Source organism: Nocardiopsis potens DSM 45234 (genome assembly GCF_000341105.1).
Classification (GTDB): Bacteria; Actinomycetota; Actinomycetes; order Streptosporangiales; family Streptosporangiaceae; genus Nocardiopsis_A; species Nocardiopsis_A potens.
In genome coordinates this window covers 1-19,373 of record NZ_ANBB01000040.1, presented here as the reverse complement: position 1 = coordinate 19,373, position 19,373 = coordinate 1, and the positions used below count along the sequence as shown (strand labels likewise).

17 protein-coding genes are annotated in these 19,373 nt (G+C 75.6%); 16 read left to right on the top strand and 1 reads right to left on the bottom strand.

From position 1 onward, the window contains the following. The first annotated feature begins 4 nt into the window (after positions 1-4). The 5 genes from D459_RS0115880 to D459_RS0115860 all read left to right on the top strand — a co-directional run bounded on the left by D459_RS0115880 (position 5) and on the right by D459_RS0115860 (position 5,938). Positions 5-1,429, top strand: a complete 1,425-nt coding sequence (locus D459_RS0115880; RefSeq protein ID WP_026120439.1) for an aldehyde dehydrogenase family protein — start codon at positions 5-7, stop codon at positions 1,427-1,429. Next, positions 1,422-2,399 (top strand): aldehyde dehydrogenase family protein, encoded by a 978-nt coding sequence (locus D459_RS0115875; RefSeq protein WP_017593999.1) that lies wholly within the window; start codon positions 1,422-1,424, stop codon positions 2,397-2,399. The genes D459_RS0115880 and D459_RS0115875 overlap by 8 nt, the downstream gene beginning before the upstream one ends. Before the next feature lie 74 nt (positions 2,400-2,473). Next, positions 2,474-3,046 carry a GNAT family N-acetyltransferase gene (locus D459_RS0115870; protein ID WP_017593998.1) on the top strand — a complete coding sequence of 191 codons (573 nt, stop codon included), beginning with the start codon at positions 2,474-2,476 and terminating at the stop codon, positions 3,044-3,046. 161 nt (positions 3,047-3,207) lie between these two features. Further along, positions 3,208-4,005, top strand: coding sequence for a purine-nucleoside phosphorylase (locus tag D459_RS0115865; RefSeq protein WP_017593997.1), 798 nt, complete (start codon positions 3,208-3,210; stop codon positions 4,003-4,005). 250 nt (positions 4,006-4,255) lie between these two features. Further along, positions 4,256-5,938, top strand: a complete 1,683-nt coding sequence (locus D459_RS0115860; RefSeq protein ID WP_017593996.1) for a phospho-sugar mutase — start codon at positions 4,256-4,258, stop codon at positions 5,936-5,938. A gap of 121 nt (positions 5,939-6,059) precedes the next feature. Here D459_RS0115860 and D459_RS0115855 read toward each other — a convergent pair whose 3' ends face one another. Further along, positions 6,060-6,593, bottom strand: a complete 534-nt coding sequence (locus tag D459_RS0115855) for an Lrp/AsnC family transcriptional regulator (protein ID WP_017593995.1) — start codon at positions 6,591-6,593, stop codon at positions 6,060-6,062. Positions 6,594-6,858: 265 nt separating this feature from the next. Between D459_RS0115855 and D459_RS0115850 the strand changes: the two genes are divergently transcribed. From D459_RS0115850 to D459_RS0115800, 11 genes are all read left to right on the top strand, one after another. Then, entirely contained in the window at positions 6,859-7,215 is a 357-nt protein-coding gene (locus tag D459_RS0115850) for a hypothetical protein (protein ID WP_026120437.1), read from the top strand. Between the two features lie 337 nt (positions 7,216-7,552). After that, a complete protein-coding gene (locus D459_RS0115845; protein WP_017593993.1) occupies positions 7,553-8,584 on the top strand; it encodes a thiamine pyrophosphate-dependent dehydrogenase E1 component subunit alpha in 1,032 nt (343 codons plus the stop codon). A 65-nt stretch (positions 8,585-8,649) separates the two neighbouring features. Further along, entirely contained in the window at positions 8,650-9,633 is a 984-nt protein-coding gene (locus tag D459_RS0115840) for an alpha-ketoacid dehydrogenase subunit beta (RefSeq protein WP_051065447.1), read from the top strand. Further along, entirely contained in the window at positions 9,630-9,962 is a 333-nt protein-coding gene (locus D459_RS0115835; protein WP_017593991.1) for a biotin/lipoyl-containing protein, read from the top strand. The genes D459_RS0115840 and D459_RS0115835 overlap by 4 nt, the downstream gene beginning before the upstream one ends. Before the next feature lie 247 nt (positions 9,963-10,209). Beyond that, on the top strand, positions 10,210-10,980 hold the full coding sequence (locus tag D459_RS0115830) for an alpha/beta fold hydrolase (RefSeq protein WP_017593990.1): 771 nt from the start codon (positions 10,210-10,212) through the stop codon (positions 10,978-10,980). A gap of 313 nt (positions 10,981-11,293) precedes the next feature. Continuing rightward, positions 11,294-12,355: a BMP family lipoprotein gene (locus tag D459_RS0115825; RefSeq protein ID WP_017593989.1), complete on the top strand. Its 1,062-nt coding sequence runs from the start codon at positions 11,294-11,296 to the stop codon at positions 12,353-12,355. A 112-nt stretch (positions 12,356-12,467) separates the two neighbouring features. Further along, complete coding sequence (locus tag D459_RS0115820) at positions 12,468-14,267, top strand: ATP-binding cassette domain-containing protein (protein WP_017593988.1); 1,800 nt, start codon at positions 12,468-12,470, stop codon at positions 14,265-14,267. Beyond that, entirely contained in the window at positions 14,264-15,799 is a 1,536-nt protein-coding gene (locus tag D459_RS0115815) for an ABC transporter permease (protein WP_020380201.1), read from the top strand. Before D459_RS0115820 ends, D459_RS0115815 begins: the two co-directional genes overlap by 4 nt. Beyond that, a complete protein-coding gene (locus D459_RS0115810; RefSeq protein ID WP_017593986.1) occupies positions 15,796-17,055 on the top strand; it encodes an ABC transporter permease in 1,260 nt (419 codons plus the stop codon). The genes D459_RS0115815 and D459_RS0115810 overlap by 4 nt, the downstream gene beginning before the upstream one ends. After that, a complete protein-coding gene (locus D459_RS0115805) occupies positions 17,052-17,456 on the top strand; it encodes a cytidine deaminase (protein ID WP_017593985.1) in 405 nt (134 codons plus the stop codon). The genes D459_RS0115810 and D459_RS0115805 overlap by 4 nt, the downstream gene beginning before the upstream one ends. A 110-nt stretch (positions 17,457-17,566) precedes the next feature. Beyond that, a complete protein-coding gene (locus D459_RS0115800; protein ID WP_017593984.1) occupies positions 17,567-18,868 on the top strand; it encodes a thymidine phosphorylase in 1,302 nt (433 codons plus the stop codon). The last annotated feature ends 505 nt before the right edge of the window (positions 18,869-19,373 follow it).

The window sequence follows — 19,373 nt, the reverse complement described above, 5'->3', positions numbered from 1 at the left end:
GCCCCTGGAGTACGCGCCCGCACCGGAGTCGCGCGCCCAGGTCGTACTGGAGCCCGGCTACGAGCCGTTCATCGACGGGGAGTTCGCCCCGGCCAAGACCGGCGAGTACCTCACCACGTGGAACCCGGCCACCGGGGAGCCGCTGGCCGAGGTCGCGGTCTGCGGGGAGGCCGACGTGGACCGCGCGGTGGCCGCCGCCCGCCGCGCCTACGAGACGGTCTGGCGGGACATGCCCGGCGCCGAGCGCGGCAAGTACCTGTTCCGGATCGCCCGCATCATCCAGGAGCGCTCCCGCGAGATCGCGGTGCTGGAGACCCTGGACAACGGCAAGCCGATCAAGGAGACCCGGGACGCCGACGTCCCGCTGGCCGCCGCGCACTTCTTCTACCACGCCGGATGGGCCGACAAGCTGGCCTACGCCGGGCTCGGCCGCGACCCCCGCCCGGTCGGGGTGTGCGCCCAGGTCGTGCCGTGGAACTTCCCGCTGCTGATGCTGGCCTGGAAGATCGCCCCGGCGCTGGCCGCGGGGAACACCGCGGTGCTCAAGCCCGCCGAGACCACCCCGCTGTCGGCGCTGCTGTTCGCCGAGATCTGCCGGGAGGCCGACCTCCCGCCGGGCGTGGTCAACATCGTCACCGGGGCCGGCGAGACCGGCCGGCTGCTGGTCGGCCACCCCGGCGCGGACAAGGTCGCCTTCACCGGCTCCACCGGGGTGGGGCGGGGCATCGCCCGCGCCGTGGCCGGCACCGGCAAGCGCCTCACCCTGGAGCTGGGCGGCAAGGGCGCCAACATCGTCTACGACGACGCCGCCGTCGACCAGGCCGTCGAGGGCGTCGTCACCGGGATCTTCTTCAACCAGGGCCACGTCTGCTGCGCCGGGTCCCGGCTGCTCCTCCAGGAGTCGATCGCCGAGGAGTTCCTGGACCGGCTGCGCGACCGCGTCTCCCTGCTCCGGCTGGGCGACCCGCTGGACAAGAACACCGACATCGGCGCGATCAACTCCGCGGCGCAGCTGGAGCGGATCCGCGAGCTGGCCGCCGCCGGCGAGGCCGAGGGCGCGGAGGCCTGGACCGCCCCCTGCGCGCTGCCGGAGCGCGGCAACTGGTTCCCGCCCACCGTGTTCACCGGCGTCACCCAGGCGCACCGGATCGCCCGCGAGGAGATCTTCGGCCCGGTGCTGAGCGTGCTGACCTTCCGCACCCCCGACGAGGCGGTGGCCAAGGCCAACAACACCCCCTACGGGCTGTCCGCCGGCGTGTGGACCGAGAAGGGGTCGCGGATGCTGTGGACCGCGCAGCGGCTGCGCGCCGGCGTGGTGTGGTCCAACACCTTCAACGAGTTCGACCCGGCCAGCCCGTTCGGCGGCTACAAGGAGTCCGGCTACGGCCGGGAGGGCGGGCGCCACGGTCTGGAGGCCTACCTTGGCTGAGAAGAAGGCGGAGAAGAAGCGGGCCGGGAAGGCGGCGGATCAGGGCGCGCCGACCGGGCCCGCCCCCGCTGCGGGCGCCCGCCGGGAGCGGCCCCGCCAGGGCGGCGCCCCCCGCGAGCGGGTCGCGGTCCGCAAGACGCACAAGCTCTACATCGGCGGGGCGTTCCCCCGCTCCGAATCGGGGAGGTCCTACTCCGTGGCCTCGGCGGACGGCGCGCACCTGGCCAACGCTGCGCTGGCCTCGCGCAAGGACGCCCGGGACGCCGTCGCGGCGGCGCGCAAGGCGTTCGGCGGCTGGTCCGGCCGGACCGCCTACAACCGGGGCCAGATCCTCTACCGGGTCGCGGAGATGATGGAGGGCCGCCGCGCCCAGTTCGCCGCCGAGACCGCCGCGGCCGGCGGCGCCCGCCGCCCGGAGGCCGAGGCGGAGGTCTCCGCCGCGATCGACCGGTGGGTCTACTACGCCGGCTGGACCGACAAGGTCGCCCAGGTCGTCGGCGGTGCGAACCCCGTCTCCGGGCCCTACCACAACCACTCCGTCCCCGAGCCGACCGGCGTCGTCGCGGTGCTCGCGCCCCAGGACGCGCCGCTGCTCGGCCTGGTCTCGGTGCTGGCCCCGGTGATCGCCACCGGCAACACGGCGGTGCTGGTCGCCGCGGAGCGGGCGCCGCTGCCCGCGGTGGCGCTGGCCGAGGCGCTGGCCACCTCCGACCTGCCCGGCGGGGTGGTCAACCTGCTCACCGGGCGCACCGCGGAGCTCGCCCCGCACCTGGCCGCGCACGCCGACGTCAACGCGCTCGACCTGGCCGGCGCCGGGGACCTCGCCGCGGAGCTGGAGGAGGCCGCGGCGGACACCCTCAAGCGGGTGCTGCGCCCGCAGCAGGCCCCGGACTGGTCCGCCGACCCCGGGCTCTCCCGGATCACCCCGTTCCTGGAGACCAAGACCGTCTGGCACCCGGTCGGACTGTAGAACCGAACCCGGCCGGGCCGCAGCGCCCGGCCCGGGCGCGCGGCGCGGGCCGGGAGGAGGAGGCTCGAACCCCCATGACCGTCCCCCGAACCGCCCCCGGCGGCGCCGCCCCGCACCGCGCCGGGATCGAGCTGCTCCGGCTGGACCGCCCCGGGCCCCGGGTCGAGCGGGCCCGCGCCCGGGTCGGCGGACTCCGCCCGGCCCCGGGGCAGCGCCGCTTCGTCGACCCGGTCGCCGCCACCCTGCCCAAGGCCGACGCGACCGCCGGCCAGGTCCCGTTCGCGGTGCTGTGCGGCGGGGAGGCGGTCGGCTTCGGCGTCCTCGACGCGTCGGTGCCCTCCGGGACCGGGGTGGTCCCCGGGAGCGCGATCACCGACGCCCCGGAGCGGGCGGTGCTGCTCCGCTCGTTCCTCATCGCGCTGGAGCGGCAGGGGCAGGGCATCGGCCGCGCCGCCTGCGCCCGGATCGACCCGCTGGCCCGCGAGGTGGCGCCGGCCGCCCGGGAGGTGCTGCTGACCGTGAACGCCGCCAACCCGGCCGCCCACCGCGCCTACCTGGCCGGCGGCTTCGCCGACACCGGCCGGCTCTACCTCGGCGGTGACGCCGGCCCCCAGCACGTCCTCGCCAAGCCGCTGCCGCCCGGGTAGCCCCTCCGGGCGCCGATCCCGGCGCCGCGGCGGCGGAGCGCTCCGGGACCTCCGCGGCGCCGCGATCGGCGAAGGAAGGGAAAGGGCGCGGACCGTTGCCATCGGGGCCGGTGTGGGGGAAGGATCACGGCAGGCACCGACGACCGCGAGGAGAGGCGACCTTGACCACCGATCCGACCGTCCTGGCCCGAAAAGCAGCGGACGAGCTGCGCAACCGCACCGGAAAGGACGCGTTCCGCGCCGTGATCGTGCTCGGCTCGGGGTGGGGACCGGCCGCCGAGGCTCTCGGCGAGGTCCAGGAGGAGTTCCCGGTCACCGAGCTGCCCGGGTTCCCCGCGCCCACCGTCGGCGGGCACGCCGGGACCGTCCGCTCGGTCCGCACCGGCGATGCCGACGTGCTGGTGATGCTCGGCCGCACCCACCTGTACGAGGGGCACGGGCCGGACGCGGTGGTGCACGGGGTGCGCACCGCGGTCACCGCCGGGGCCGGCACCGTGGTGCTCACCAACGCCGCCGGCGGCCTGCGCCCGGACGTGCCGGTCGGGTCGCCGGTGCTGATCAGCGACCACATCAACCTCACCATGCGCTCGCCGCTGCGCGGCGCGGAGTTCGTCGACCTCAGCGACGCCTACGACCCCCGGCTGCGGGCGCTGGCGAAGGAGATCGACCCGTCCCTGCCGGAGGGGGTCTACGCGGCGATGCCCGGACCGCACTTCGAGACCCCGGCGGAGATCCGGATGCTCCGCGCGCTCGGCGCCGACCTGGTCGGCATGTCCACCGTGCTGGAGGCGATCGCGGCCCGCGCCCTGGGCGCCCCGGTGCTCGGCCTCTCCCTGGTCACCAACGTCGCCGCCGGGCTGGCCGAGGGCCCGCTGGACCACACCGAGGTGCTGGAGGAGGGCCGCAGGGCCGCCGCCGGGGTCGGCGGGCTGCTCGCCGAGCTCGTCCGCAGGCTCTGACCGCCCCCCGGAGGCGCCCCCGCCCCCGCACCGCCCCGCCCGTCCGCCCCTCCGCGGCGGCCCCGCCGCCGTCGCCGTCCCGGCAGGCCCCGAGACGGCGGCGCCGCGGGCCGCCGCGGAGCGGCACGAGTCCGATGGGAATCCAGATGAGCGCTCGGTTCTCGCCAGGCAGCCCGCGGCACCCCCGAGGCCGGCCCCGCGCCGCGGCGGCTCCGCCCGGCCGGTCCGGCCCCCCGCCCCGGGGCGCCCGGTGACGGCCCGGGCGGGGGAGCCCGCCGGCCTCCGCGAACGGGCCCGCGACTGGCTCCGCCGCGATCCGGACCCGCAGACCCGCGCGGAGCTGGCGGCCCTGCTGGAGACCGGGGACGACGCCGCGCTCGCCGACCGGTTCGGCGCCCGGCTGGAGTTCGGCACCGCCGGGCTCCGCGGCGAGCTGGGGGCCGGGCCCAACCGGATGAACCGGGCCACCGTGGCGCGGGCCGCCGCCGGGGTGGCCGCCTGGGCCGGGCCCGGCGCGGGCGTGGTGATCGGGTACGACGCCCGGCACCGCTCCGCCGACTTCGCCCGGGACACCGCCGAGGTGCTGGCCGGGGCGGGCTGCCGGGCGCTGCTGCTGCCCGGGGCGCTGCCCACCCCGGTGCTGGCCTACGCGGTGCGGCGCACCGGCGCCGCGGCCGGGGTGATGGTGACGGCCAGCCACAACCCGGCCCGGGACAGCGGCTACAAGGTCTACCAGGGCACCGCCGGGGACGCCGGCCCGGGCGGGGCGGGGGCCCAGATCGTCCCGCCGGCCGATGCCCGGATCTCCGCGGCGATCGACGCCGCGCCGCCGGTGGACCTGATCCCGCGCGGCGGCGACTGGACGGTGCTGCCGGACGGCGTGGTGGAGGACTACATCGCCGCGCTCGGCGGGCTGCCGCTGGGCGAGGAGCGGGAGCTGCGCACCGCCTACACCCCGCTGCACGGGGTCGGCGGCGCGGTCCTCGGCCGGGCGTTCGCGGCGCACGGGTTCGCGCCGCCGCTGACCGTGCCCGAGCAGGCCGAGCCGGACCCGGACTTCCCGACCGCGCCGTTCCCCAACCCGGAGGAGGCCGGGGTGATGGACCCGGCGATGCGGTACGCCGAGCGGACCGGCGCCGACCTGGTCATCGCCAACGACCCGGACGCCGACCGGCTGGCGGTGGGCGTGCCCGGCCGGCGCATGCTCACCGGCGACGAGCTGGGCGGGCTGCTCGCCGAGTACGTGCTGCGCCGCACCTCGGGGCCGGACCGCTCGGTGGCGACCACCATCGTCTCGGCGGGGCTGCTGCCCAAGATCGCCGCCGCGCACGGGGTGCGCTGCGCCGAGGCGCTGACCGGGTTCAAGTGGCTGGTGCGGGCGGTGCGCCCGGGGGAGCGCCAGGTGTTCTGCTACGAGGAGGCGCTCGGCTACTGCCTGGGCGGGGACGGCGGGCGGCCGGTGCTGGACAAGGACGGCATCGGCGCGGCGCTGGTCGCGGCGGCGCTGGCGGCCGAGGCGAAGCGGGACGGCCGCACTCTGCTCGACCTCCTGGACGACCAGGCCCGCTCCTACGGGCTGCACGCCACCGCCCAGTCCTCGCTGCGCACCCGGGACGCCGGGCAGATCGCCGGGGTGATGCGGAGGCTGCGCGAGCACCCGCCGGGCTCCTTCGGCGGGATGGCGGTGGAGGGGGCCGAGGACTTCGCGCCGGGGCTGCGCGGCCTGCCGCCGACCGACGCGCTGCGCTACCGGCTGGCCGGCCCCGCCCGCGGGCGGCTCACCCTGCGGCCGTCGGGGACCGAGCCCAAGCTCAAGGCCTATCTGGAGGTGGTGCTGCCGGTGGCCGGCGAGGTCGGGGAGGCGCGGGCCCGGGCCGGGGAGCACCTGGAGGAGCTGAAGGGGGCGGTGGCCGAGCTGTTCCGGGGCGGGTAGGGCGCTCCGCGGGCGAAGGGGCCGGGCGGCGGAGGGGGAAGAGGGGGACCGGGACGGGCGGGCGCGCGCCGGGGGCAGGGGCGCGCCGGTGGCCGCCGGTGCGGGGGAGAAGGTCAGGGGGTCACTGGTCGGGGCGGACCACGGGGCGGTGCACGACCTCGTCGATCACGGTGAGGGTCTGGGTCGCGGTGACCCCGGGCAGGGACTGCAGCCGGGTCAGTATGAGGTCGCGGAGCCGGTCGGTGTCGGCGACCCGGACGAGCAGCACGATGTCGGCGGAGCCGACCACGTACCAGCAGTACTCGACCTCCGGGTAGGAGGAGAGCACCTCGCGGTTGGCCCGCCAGTCGGGCTGGCTGCCGGAGATGAGGACCAGCGCGGTGACGCCCAGGCCCATCCGGGCGTGGTCGGCGATGACCGAGTAGCCCTGGATGATGCCGTCGTCGGTGAGCCGCTTGATCCGGTTGTAGGCGGTGGCGCGGGAGACGTTGGCGAGGGCGGCGATCTCGGTGATGCCGGTCCTGGCGTCCTCGGCCAGCGCGGAGATGATCACCTCGTCGGTGGGGTCGGGCAGGCGGGCCGGGCGGCGCTGCCGCGGCCTCTCCTCGTCGGCGGGCGGTGCATTCGGACCGGATCGGGGTTCCCCGTGGGCCATGCGGCGTCTCCATGTTCTGCAGGTTCGATGTAACGGGTTACCAGTTATGAGACGGGGCAGTCCATTCCTATCTTGAATGCTGAGATGGAAGATTGGGGTATTTCGTCCGTATTTTTCGGTGGGATGCGAGCGGGCGGAGAAACCTTTCGGAATTCCGTTCGGGCCCCGGGCCCGGGCGCGCGGACCGGGTCCGGCCTAGCATGGGGGCACGGCCGCGCCCCGGGAGCCGGGGGCGATCCGCGGCCGCGGAAGGCGGGTGGAGCGGATGCCGGTCTCGGCCGAGGTGCGCCGGCGGGTGCGGGGATTCCTGCCCGCCGGGGAGGAGATCCGCTACATCTTCCCGGCCTCCTGGAACGAGACGGTCTATTTCGTCTTCGTGGTCACCGACTCGGCCGTCACCGTGCTGTCCAACCGGTTCTGGAGCCGCACCAGGCCCAAGCGGATCTGGCACGTCTTCCCGCGGGGCGTGCGCATCGGGCCGGTGGAGACCGACCTGATCCCCGTCTTCGACCTGGGCGGGCACACCTTCGAGGTGGAGGAGGAGTACGTCTCGGTGATCAACGCCTGCGACGCCGAGCTGGACGGCGGCGACCTGCCCAGGGACCCGTTCCCCGAGCTGTGAGGCGGGCCGGGCCCCGAAGGGCCGGCCGGCTGCCGGCGCTGCGATGCCCGCCCCCCTCGCTCCGGGCGGGACCTGTCCGGAGGGGGAGCCCGTCCGGCCGGGAAACCGCCGCCTGCACTTAGACGATTCCGCACAGCATAACCACAGCCGTGCCGTTTTGTATCGACTTTTCTCGGATATCTAGCGCAAACGTTCACTCCATGGTCAGAATCGGGCGCACCAGGCCGCGCCGCGGCCCCCCGGCGCCCCGTCCGGGCCTCCGGGGAGCCCGGCGCGGCGGCCCGGGGCGGCACCCACCGCCCCGGGGAGCCACGACGGTGACAGGGAGCCCACCCCCATGCCGACCACGGAGCCATCCGGCGCCGGTGCCCGACCGGCACTGGACCCCGAGCTCGCGCGGCGCTGCTACCTCGACATGCTGACCGCGCGGAGGATCGACGAGGAGGCCGTCGCCCTGCAGCGGCAGGGCGTCTTCCCCGCCTACGTCTCGCTGCGCGGCCAGGAGGCCGCCCAGGTCGCGGGCGCGCTGGCGATCGACGCCGAGCGCGACTTCGCCTTCCCCACCTACCGGGAGATGGGCGTCGCCCTCGCCCTGGGCGTGGACATGCCCGGCTACATGGCCAGCCACCGCGCGCTCTGGCACGGCGGCCTCTACGACCCGGCGGCCTCGCGCTTCGCCCCGATCAACGCCGTCGTCGGCGGCCCGGTGCCGCACGCCGTCGGCTGGGCGGTCGGCGAGCGGCTGCGCGGCGGCCCCGGCTGCGCCGTCGCCTACTTCGGCGACGGGGCCAGCTCCGAGGGCGACGTGCACGAGGCGATGAACTTCGCCGGGGTCTACCGGGCGCCGGTGGTCTTCTTCTGCCAGAACAACCGCTGGGCGCTGTCGGTGCCCAACGAGCGCCAGGTCGCCGGCGGGTCGGTGGCCGCGCGGGCCGCGGGCTACGGCATGCCCGGCACCGCGGTGGACGGCAACGACGCCGCCGAGGTGCACGCGGCGATGGCCGAGGCGCTGGAGCGGGCCCGCTCGGGGGGCGGCCCCAGCCTGATCGAGGCGCTCACCTACCGGGTCGAGCCGCACTCCACCTCCGACGACCCCACCCGCTACCGGGACCTGGCCGAGGAGCACGCCTGGCGGGAGCGCGACCCGATCCCGGCGCTGCGCGCCCGGATGGAGGCCGACGGCAGCGGCGACGGGGCGTTCTTCGCCGAGGCGGAGAAGCGGGCGGCGGAGCGCGCCGAGGCGGTCCGCGACGCCGTCGCCGCCGCGCCCGAGCCGGACGGCTCGGAGCTGTTCACCCACGTGTTCCGCGAGCCCACCGAGGAGCTCGCCCGGCAGCGGCGCGTCTGGCGCGAGGAGGTCGAGCTGTGACCGTGACCGAGGAGACCGGGGCCCGCGAGGAGGCGCCGGGCGGGGAGCCCGGCGCCCCCCGGGAGATGTCCATGCAGCAGGCGATCAACGCCGCGCTCCGCACCGTCCTCGCCGAGGACCCGCGCACCCTCGTCTTCGGCGAGGACGTCGGGCGGCTCGGCGGGGTGTTCCGGGTGACCGACGGGCTCCAGGCGGAGTTCGGCCCGGACCGGGTGTTCGACACCCCGCTGGCCGAGTCCGCGATCGCCGGCATGGCGGTCGGCCTGGCGATGAACGGCTGGCGGCCCATCCCCGAGCTGCAGTTCGACGGGTTCGCCTACCCCGCGATCGACCAGATCGTCAACCAGCTCGCCCGGATGAACTACCGCAGCCGGGGCGCACTGCCGATGCCGGTCACGCTCCGGCTGCCCAGCTTCGGCGGGATCCAGGCGCCCGAGCACCACGGGGAGAGCCTGGAGGCGCTCTTCGCGCACGTGCCCGGGCTCAAGGTCGCCGCCCCCTCCGACCCGGCCGAGGCCTACCGGCTGCTGGTGCAGTCGGTGCGCTGCGACGACCCGGTGGTCTACCTGGAGCCCAAGGCGCGTTACTGGGAGCGGCGCCCGGTCGACCCGCGCGCCGCGGCCGCCGACGACACGCCGGTCGGCCGGAGCCGCGTGGTCCGGCCCGGCCGGCACGCCACGCTGGTGGCGTGGGGGGCGATGGTCCACCGCTGCCTGCAGGCGGCCGAGCTGGCCGCCGAGGACGGCGTCGAGCTGGAGGTGCTGGACCTGCGCTGGCTGAAGCCGATCGACGCCGAGGGCCTGGCGGCCTCGGCGGCGCGCACCCGCCGGGTGGTGGTCGTGCACGAGGCCCCGCTCACCGCGGGGCTGGGCGCGGAGGTGTCGGCGCTGGTCACCGAGCGGGCCTTCGGCGAGCTGGCCGCCCCGGTGGAGCGGGTCGCCGGCTTCGACGTCCCCTACCCCGCCGGCCCGCTGGAGCCGCAGTACCTGCCCACCGCCGACCGCATCCTGTTCGCGGTCCAGAGGACCCTGGAGTACCGACGCCGATGACCGAGACCACCGAGCGCACCTTCACCCTCCCCGACCTGGGCGAGGGGCTGGTCGAGGCGACCGTGCTGGAGTGGCTGGCCGCCCCGGGCGACCGGATCGAGCGCAACGCCCCCCTGGTGGAGCTGGAGACCACCAAGTCCGCGGTGGAGGTTCCCTCCCCCTTCTCCGGCACCGTGCTGCGGCTGCACGCCGAGGTGGACGACGTGGTTCCGGTCGGCGCCGCGCTGGTCACCTTCGAGGTGGAGCAGGAGGCCGGGATCGTCGGGACGGTGCCCAAGGAGGAGAAGGCCGCCCGGCGCCGGGTCCGGCTCCGCCCGCCGGAGGACTGAGCGCCGGAGGACCGGCCCCGCAGGCCCCGCCTCGGGGCTCGGCGGCCGGAGGGGGCGGCCCCTCCGGCCGGAGCGGCCCCGGCGCCCCGCCCCTTCCGGTCGCACTGCGGGAGCGGGCGCCGGGGCCGCCGCCGGAATAGAGGCGGCGAAACGGGCGAACGGGCATGATCGATACGTACGGCGTTGCGAAGCGCCCTTTGTGCGGCAAAGGGCGATCCACGTCCAATGGAATATGAAACGGTGGGAAATGGAGCGGTTCATTCCGGGGGAGGTCCCCCTGCGCTGCACGGTGGAATACGGCGATCCGGAGAACGCCCTTCCACCCGTCCTCTTCATGCACGGATTCGGCTCCCACCACGAACTGAACTGGGTGCGCGCCGGATGGCCCGCGGCGCTGGAGGGGCGCACCCTGATCGGGCTCGACCTGCGCGGCCACGGCGGCAGCGGGCGGCCGCACCGGGACGGGGCCTACACGCCCGCCGAGATCGCCGCCGACGCGGTGCGGGCGCTGGACGCGCTGGAGGCGCCCCGGGCCGACCTGCTCGCCTACTCGATGGGCTCGCGCAACGCCTGGGAGCTGGCGCTGCGCCGGCCCGACCGGGTCCGGCGCGCGGTGCTCGCCGGGTTCGGCCCGCGCGACCCCTTCGCCGGCGCCGACCTGGACCGGCTCGACACCGACCCGTCGCCGTTCGGGCGGCTCTTCCAGAGCGTGCTGGAGGTGCCCGGCAACGACGCCGAGGCGCTCGCGGCCTGCGCGCGGGGCCAGGCCGCGCACCCGTTCACCGCCGAACCGGCCCCCGAGGCGCCGCTGCTGTTCGTCGCCGGGGAGCGGGACGCCATCGCCGAGGGCGTGGAGGAGCTGGCCGCCGGGTGCGGGGCGAAGGCGGTCCGGGTGCCCGGCCGCACGCACGCCAACGCCGTCTCCGCCCGGGCCTTCAAGGAGGCGGTCCGGGACTTCCTGGGCCGGGAGCCGAGTGGCGCCGCGCCGGAGCCGCAGGGCGGCGCGCCGCGGCCGTAGCCTCGCCCCCGAGCGGCCCCGGAGAGCGGGGAGCGGAGCGAAACTCCCGGGAAAGCGGGGATTAACGGAATTGCGGTGAGCGGGCGGTGACGGAACGGCGCGGAACGGTCCGCTTTCCGTCCGCCCCACCCCTTGTCAAGGAAAAGACGGAGGAAAGTCTCGCGTTTCCGACAACGGTCGTCTCTCGCCTTCATAACAACCCCTCCATGGCCATTGGTGGCAAATCCCCGCCGGGGTTATCGTCCGGCTGCATGACCCGGTCGCCGGCCCGCCGACCGCGTGCCGGACCGGTGCTCGAAGGGGAGATGCTCACGTGAGAAGCAGATTCGCGGCCAGGCTCGCCGCCGCCGCTTCCGCGGGCGCGGTCGCGCTCGCCCTGACCGCCTGCGACAACCCGCAGGAGGACGGCGGTTCCGCAGGGGGAGGGGGAGAGGGCGGCTCCGACATCCGGGTCGGCCTCGCCTACGACATCGGCGGCCGCGGCGACAAGTCGTTCAACGACTCCGCCTACCAGGGGCTCCAGCGGGTGGAGGAGGAACTCGGCATCGGCGAGGTCAAGGACCTGGAGCCCAACCCCGACGAGCCGGACAGCGCCAAGGTCGACCGGCTGCGCCTCATGGCCGACCAGGGGTTCGACGTGGTGATCGGCGTCGGCTACGCCTACGCCGAACCGCTGCGCGAGGTCGCCCCGGAGTTCCCGGACACCCGCTTCGCCATCGTCGACGAGGAGATCGACGACGTCGACAACGTCACCAGCCTGGTCTTCGCCGAGGAGCAGGCGTCCTTCCTCGCCGGGGTGGCCGCCGCGCTGAAGACCGAGGAGGACCACGTCGGGTTCGTCGGCGGGGTGGAGACCCCGCTGATCCACAAGTTCGAGGCGGGCTACGCGGCCGGCGTCGAGCACGTCGACCCCGACATCGAGATCGAGCGGCAGTACCTCACCCAGCCACCGGACATGCAGGGCTTCCAGGACCCCGGCGCGGGCAAGTCCGCCGCCAAGAGCCAGATCGACCGTGGCGCCGACGTCGTCTACCACGCCGCCGGAGCCTCCGGCACCGGCGTGCTGGAGGCCGTCGCCGAGGAGGAGGCGCTGTTCATCGGGGTCGACAGCGACCAGTACGAGAACGCCTCCGAGGAGCAGAAGCCCTACGTGGTCACCTCCGCGATGAAGCGGGTCGACAACGCCGTCTTCGAGTTCGTCTCCTCCGTCGTCGAGGGCGAGCCGCAGACCGGGGTGCAGCGCTTCGACCTGGCCAGCGGCGGCGTGGGCTACGCCGACTCCAACGAGGAGCAGATCGCCGACATCCGCGAGGAGCTGGACCAGGCCGAGCAGCGGATCATCGACGGCGAGATCGAGGTCCCGACGGAGCCGTAGCGCGCGGGGCGGACGCCTCCGCCCGCGCGCGGGCCGGCCGGGGCGCGGCGGCACCGGGGACCCCGGAGCCGCCGCGCCCCGCACCACTACCAGGACTTCGACGGGGAGCGCGATGAGCAAGGAGCAGGCGGCCGGCGAGGGAACCCCTCCCGCGGTCGAGCTGCGCGGGATCACCAAGAGGTTCCCGGGGGTCGTGGCCAACCACGACATCGACATCACGGTCGGCGCGGGCACCGTGCACGCCGTCGTCGGCGAGAACGGGGCGGGCAAGTCCACCCTGATGAAGACCCTCTACGGGCTGCACCGCCCGGACGAGGGCGAGATCCTCATCGGCGGCGAGCGCGCGGTGCTCGGCTCGCCCGCCGACGCGATCCGGTACGGCGTGGGAATGGTGCACCAGCACTTCATGCTCGCCGACAACCTGACCGTGCTGGAGAACACCGTGCTCGGCGCCGAGGCCCGGCACGGCATCGGCTCCGGCGCCCGGGCGCGGGTGCGCGCCCTGTCCGACCAGTACGGCCTCAACGTCCGCCCGGACGTGCTGGTGGAGGAGCTGGGCGTCGGCGACCGCCAGCGGGTGGAGATCCTCAAGGTCCTCTACCGCGGCGCGCGCATCGTCATCCTGGACGAGCCCACCGCGGTGCTGGTCCCCCAGGAGGTCGACGAGCTCTTCGCCAACCTGCGCGAGCTCAAGCGGGAGGGCCTCACCGTCATCTTCATCTCGCACAAGCTGGACGAGGTGCTGCGGGTCGCCGACACCATCACGGTGATCCGGCGCGGCACCACCGTCGGCACGGTCGACCCGGCCGCCACCACCGCCCGTGAGCTGGCCTCGCTGATGGTCGGCGGCGCGCTGCCAGTGCCCGAGCTGCGCGAGTCCACCGTCACCGACGAGACCGTGCTGGAACTGGACGGCCTGCGGGTGGAGGCCGCCGACGGCCGCCCGGTGGTGGACGGGGTGTCGCTGCGCATCCGGCGCGGCGAGATCGTCGGCATCGCCGGGGTCGAGGGCAACGGCCAGGCCGAGCTGATCGAGGCGGTGATGGGCATCCGCCCGGCCGCCGCGGGCCGGGTGCTGCTCCGCGGCACCGACGTCACCGGCCGCTCCACCCGGGAGATCCGCGAGGCCGGGGTCGGATTCATCCCCGAGGACCGGCACCGCCAGGGGCTGCTGCTGGAAGCGCCGCTGTGGGAGAACCGGATCCTCGGCCACCAGCGGGAGCGGCCCAACGCCAAAGGGGTGCGGATCGACGCGGCCGGCGCCCGCGCCGACACCCGGCGCATCGTCGGCGCCTACGACGTGCGCACCCCCGGCATCGACGTGCTCGCCGACGCGCTGAGCGGCGGCAACCAGCAGAAGCTCATCGTCGGCCGGGAGATGAGCGGAGACCCGGCAGTGCTGCTGGCCGCCCACCCCACCCGGGGCGTGGACGTCGGCGCGCAGGCCGCCATCTGGGACCACCTGCGCGAGGCGCGCGCCGCGGGCCTGGCGGTGCTGCTGGTCTCCGCCGACCTGGACGAGCTGATCGGCATGTCCGACACGCTCAAGGTGATCCTCCGCGGCCGCCTCGTCGCCGACGCCGACCCGGCGACGGTCACCCCCGAGCAGCTCGGCTCCGCCATGACCGGTGCCTCCGGCCCGAACGGCGAGAACGGCACGGCCGGTACGGACGCCGGTGAGGGGCCTGAGGGCCCGGAGGGGGCGGCCGACCGGTCCGACGCGGACGGTACGGACGCCTCGGCGGGGACGGCCGACCGGTCCGGCCCGGACGACGCGGATGCCCCGGACGACAAGGACGACCGCGCGGGTTCCGATGGCGCGGCCGGCACCGCCGATCCGGACGGCCCGGCCGGCGGCGCCGACTCCGGCAGCGGGCAGGGGTCCGAGCCCGGGAACGGAGGCGCGCGATGACCGGCACCCCTGCCGCTTCGGGCACCCCCGGCACCCCGGAGGCGTCCGGGACGCCCGGAGCCTCCGGCGCTCCCTCGACTCCAGGCGCCCCCGGCGCCCCCCGGCGGTCCGTGCTCGCCCTGGCCGCCGCGGCCAGTGCGGCCGCCGCCGCGGTCGCCGCCGTGCTGCTGGACCTGTTCCTGCTCGCCCCGGCCGCTCTGGCCGTCGGCGTCCTCGCCGGCCACCTGCTCGGGCACCTGCCGCTGGCCGGCGGCCGGGCGCTGGCCGCGCGCGGCGCCGAACCGCCGCTGATCCGCGGCGCGGCCGCGGTGCTGGCGCCGCTGCTCGCCGCGGCGGCCGGCCTGGTCACCGCCGCCGTCGCCGACCTCTGGCTGATCGAACCGGTCGCCTACGGCATCGGCGCCGCCGCCGGCGGCGCGGCGGCCCCGCTGATCCACCGCGCCCTGGGCCGGATGCTGGCGCTGGCGATGTCCGCGGTGGCCGTCGCGGTGCTGCTCGCCCTGCTGGTCACCTCGGTGGTGCTGGTGGCCACCGGGGTCGACCCGCTGTTCGCGTTCGCCGCGATGCTGGACCACGGCACCAAGCCGGACAGCATCGTCACCATCGCCAACAACGGCTCCACGCTCTACCTGTCCGCGGTGGCGGTGGCCATCGGCTTCAAGATGAAGCTGTTCAACATCGGGGTGGACGGCCAGTACCGGCTGGCCGCGCTGCTCGCCGCCGCGGTCGGCGGCGCGGTGTCGCTGCCCCCGGTGCTGCACCAGGCGGTGATCATCATCGTCGCCGTCGCGGTCGGCGGCATGTGGGCCGGACTGGCCGGCTACCTCAAGGTCGCGCGCGGCGTCTCAGAGGTGATCTCCACGATCATGCTCAACTCCATCGCCACCGGGATCACCGCCTACCTGCTCACCACCGACCGGCTCGCGGTGGAGATCGGCACCAACAACATCGGCACCCCGCAGATCGCCGAGTCCGGCTGGGTGCCGGGCGTCCCGATGGGCTTCATGGGCGCCCGGGTGGACCTGTTCGGGCTGGTGCTGCTGGCGGCCGCGGTCGGCGCGGGCTACTGGTGGATGCTGAACCGCAGCCGGTTCGGCTTCGACCTGCGCGCCACCGGCCAGGCGCCGGAGGCGGCCAGGGCCAGCGGGGTGGACGTGAAACGGATGGTGCTGCTCACCATGGTCATCTCCGGCATGGTGGCCGGACTGGTCGGCATGCCGCAGCTGCTCGGCGACTCGCACTACTACGCGCTGGACTTCCCGGTGGGGCTCGGGTTCACCGGGATCGCCATCGCCCTGCTCGGCCGGAACCACCCGGTGGGCATCGCGCTGGCCGCGCTGTTCTGGAGCTTCCTGGACCAGTCCGCGCAGATCCTCGACTTCGAGGGGATCCCCAAGGAGATGGCGGTGGTCACCCAGGCGACCGTGGTGCTCACCGTGGTCGTGGTCTACGAGGTCGTGCACAGGTGGGGCCGACGCTACGAGCAGCAGCAGGTCGGCAGGGAACTCGGCCGGGCGGAGGTGGCCCCGTGAGCCAGGAGATGACCGTCGCCGTCCCGGACGCGGCGCCGCCCCGGCCCCGGGCGCACCGCCGCTGGCGGCTGCTGAGCCTGGCGCTGGCCGCGTTCGCCGCGCTCTCCGCGGTCCGGCTGTTCAGCGGCCAGGACGCGCTCACCGCGGCGGGCACCGTACAGACCATGCTGGCCTACGCGGTGCCGATCGGGCTGGCCGCGCTGGGCGGCCTGTGGGCCGAGCGGGCCGGCATCATCAACATCGGCCTCGAAGGCATGATGGTGTTCGGCACCTGGTTCGGCGCGTTCGCCGCGTGGAGCACCGGGAACCCCTGGGCCGGCCTGGCCGCGGGCATCCTCGGCGGCATGGCGGGCGGCCTGATCCACGCCGTCGCCACGGTCACCTTCGGGGTGGACCACATCGTCTCCGGCGTGGCGATCAACATCCTGTCGGTCGGCGCGATGCGCTACCTGTCGGTGCTGTACTTCATGGACGCCCCCGGCGGCGGCGCCGGCCAGTCGCCGCCGCTGCCCGACTTCCCCCGGGTCGGGCTGCCGCTGGTGGAGACCGTGCTGGGGCCGGTGTACCGGACCGGCTGGTTCCTCGTCTCCGACCTCGCCGGGGTGCTGATCGGGCTGACCACCGGGATGTCCGCGATCACCCTGATCGCGCTGCTGCTCCTGCCGGCCAGCTACTGGATCCTGTGGCGCACCCGGTTCGGGCTGCGGCTCCGCTCCTGCGGGGAGAACCCCGACGCCGCCGAGTCCCTGGGCGTCGGCGTCTACCGGCACAAGTACGCGGCGCTGCTGGTCTCCGGCGGCCTGGCCGGCATGGGCGGGGTGTTCCTCGCCATGGTGGCCTCCTCGGTCTACCAGGAGGGCCAGACCGGCGGGCGCGGCTACATCGGGCTGGCCGCGATGATCTTCGGCAACTGGCGGCCGGGCGGCCTGGCGATGGGCGCCGGCCTGTTCGGTTTCACCGACGCCCTCCAGGTGCGCGGCCAGGGCCCGGCGGTGCACGCGCTGCTGCTGCTCATGGCGGTGGCGCTGGCGGCGGTCGCGGTCTGGCAGTGGCGGCGCCGGCGGATCGGCGCGGCCGTCGCCTCGCTGGTGGTGGCGGTGCTGCTGGGCGCCTGGTACGCGCTGACCGACACGGTCCCCGGCCAGGTGGTCATCGCCAGCCCCTACATCGCCACCCTGCTGGTGCTGGCGCTGGCCTCGCAGCGGCTGCGGCCCCCGGCCGCGATCGGACGGCAGTGGCGGAGGAAGAGCGGATGACCGGGCAGGGAACGGGACCGGACTGGGCCGCGCTGCGCGCCGCGGCGCACGCCGCCGCGCAGCGCGCCTACGCCCCCTACTCGGGGTTCAGGGTCGGCGCGGCGGCGCTCACCGCGGACGGGAGCACGGTGGTCGGCTGCAACGTGGAGAACGCCTCCTACGGGCTGACCCTGTGCGCGGAGTGCGGGCTGGTCTCGGCGCTGCACGCGCGGGGCGGCGGCCGGCTGACCGCGCTGAGCTGCACCGACGGCGACGGCGCGCCGCTCATGCCGTGCGGCCGCTGCCGCCAGCTCCTCTACGAGCACGGCGGGCCCGACCTGGAGGTGGACACCCCCGAGGGGATGCTGCCGCTCTCCCGGCTGCTGCCGCAGCCGTTCGGCCCGCAGGACCTGCAGGACTGACCGGCCCTTCGCGTTGATCTTGGACTTATCGACCTGTCAGCCCCGTCTGCGGATACTCGTTCGCTGTCGGGACAGGTCGATAAGTCCAAGATCAACGCAATGGAGGCAGAGTGGACGTCATCGACATCATCACCGCCAAGCGCGACGGGGCCGAGCTCACCCCCGAGCAGATCGACTGGCTGATCGCGCGCTACGCCGAAGGGCCGTCCGGCGGGATCGCCGACGAGCAGATGGCCGCGCTCTGCATGGCCGTGGTGTGGCGCGGGATGACCCGCGCCGAGGTCGCCCGGTGGACCGGGGCGATGCTCCGCTCCGGCGAGCGCCTCGACCTGACCGGGCTGGACCGTCCCACCACGGACAAGCACTCCACCGGCGGCGTCGGCGACAAGACCACCCTGCCGCTCACCCCGGCGGTGGTGGCCTGCGGGGCGGCCGTCCCGCAGCTGTCCGGGCGGGGGCTCGGCCACACCGGCGGCACCCTGGACAAACTGGAGTCGATCCCCGGCTGGCGCGCCGAGCTGGCCCCCGGCGAGCTCCTCCGCCGGCTGCGCGAGGTGGGCGGAGCGATCTGCGCCGCCGGGCCCGGCCTGGCCCCGGCCGACCGGCGGCTGTACGCGCTGCGCGACGTCACCGGGACCGTCGAGTCGGTCCCGCTCATCGCCGCCTCGATCATGTCCAAGAAGCTCGCCGAGGGGACCGGCGCGCTGGTGCTGGACGTGAAGGCCGGGTCGGGCGCGTTCATGAAGGACACCGGGAGCGCGCGCCGGCTGGCCCGCACCATGGTCGACATCGGCGCCGACCACGGGGTGCGTACCCGGGCCCTGATCACCGGGATGGACGCCCCGCTGGGGCGGGCGGTGGGCAACGCCCTGGAGGTCGCCGAGGCGCTGGAGGTGCTGGCCGGCGGCGGCCCGGAGGACCTGGTCCGGCTGGTGGTGGAGCTGGGCCGGGAGATGCTGGCGGCCGCGGGCATGCCCGGCGCCAAGGACCCGGCGGACGCGCTGCGCGACGGCACCGCGATGGACGCCTGGCGGGCGATGATCGCCGCGCAGGGCGGCGACCCGGACGCCCCGCTGCCGCAGGCCGCCGAGCGGCGCGAGGTGCCCGCCCCGGCGACGGGCCTGCTGACCGGCCTGGACGCCTACGCGGTCGGCGTCGCCGCCCGCCGCCTCGGCGCAGGACGGGTCCGCAAGGAGGACCCGGTCTCGGCGGGCGCGGGCGTCGTGCTGCACGCGAAGCCCGGCGACCGGGTCCGCGCCGGCCGCCCGCTGCTCACCCTGTACGCCGACGACCCGGCCCGCTTCGACCCCGCAGCCGAGGCGCTCGCCGGCGCCGCCCGGATCACCCCCGAAGACACCCCGCCCGCCCCGGGCACCGAACCGCTCCCCCTGATCATCGACCGCCTCGGCTGACCCACCGGACTGAAGAAGAGCGGGCCGCCTCTCCAGGAGCCAGAGGCAGGGGCAGGGGCAGGGGGGCAGAGCCGGGGCCGGGGGTGAGGAGGCCGGCCGGGCGTCGGGCCCCACGGGGCGGGGGTTCAAGCGGGCGGCGACGGCGGGAGGGGGACCGGCTGGTCGGTTCGGCGCGGCGCCCCACGGAGCGGGGGTTCAAGCAGGCGGCGACGGCGAAGGTAGGAACGGGGCGGAGGCGGTCGCCCGGGCGCGGCGTCTCGCGGGGCGGGGGTTCAAGCGGGCGGCGACGGCGGGAGGGGGACCGGCTGGTCGGTTCGGCGCGGCGCCCCACGGAGCGGGGGTTCAAGCAGGCGGCGAAGGCGGGAGGGGCCGGGCGCCGCGTTCACCGGCCCGGCCCGCGCCCACCAGGGGGCCTTATCCCTGTATGCCTGGTTTGCGGCGGGGATCGGGCAGGGGCGGGGGTGCCCTGCGCACCTCCGCAGCACCCCGATTACATCTACCAGCG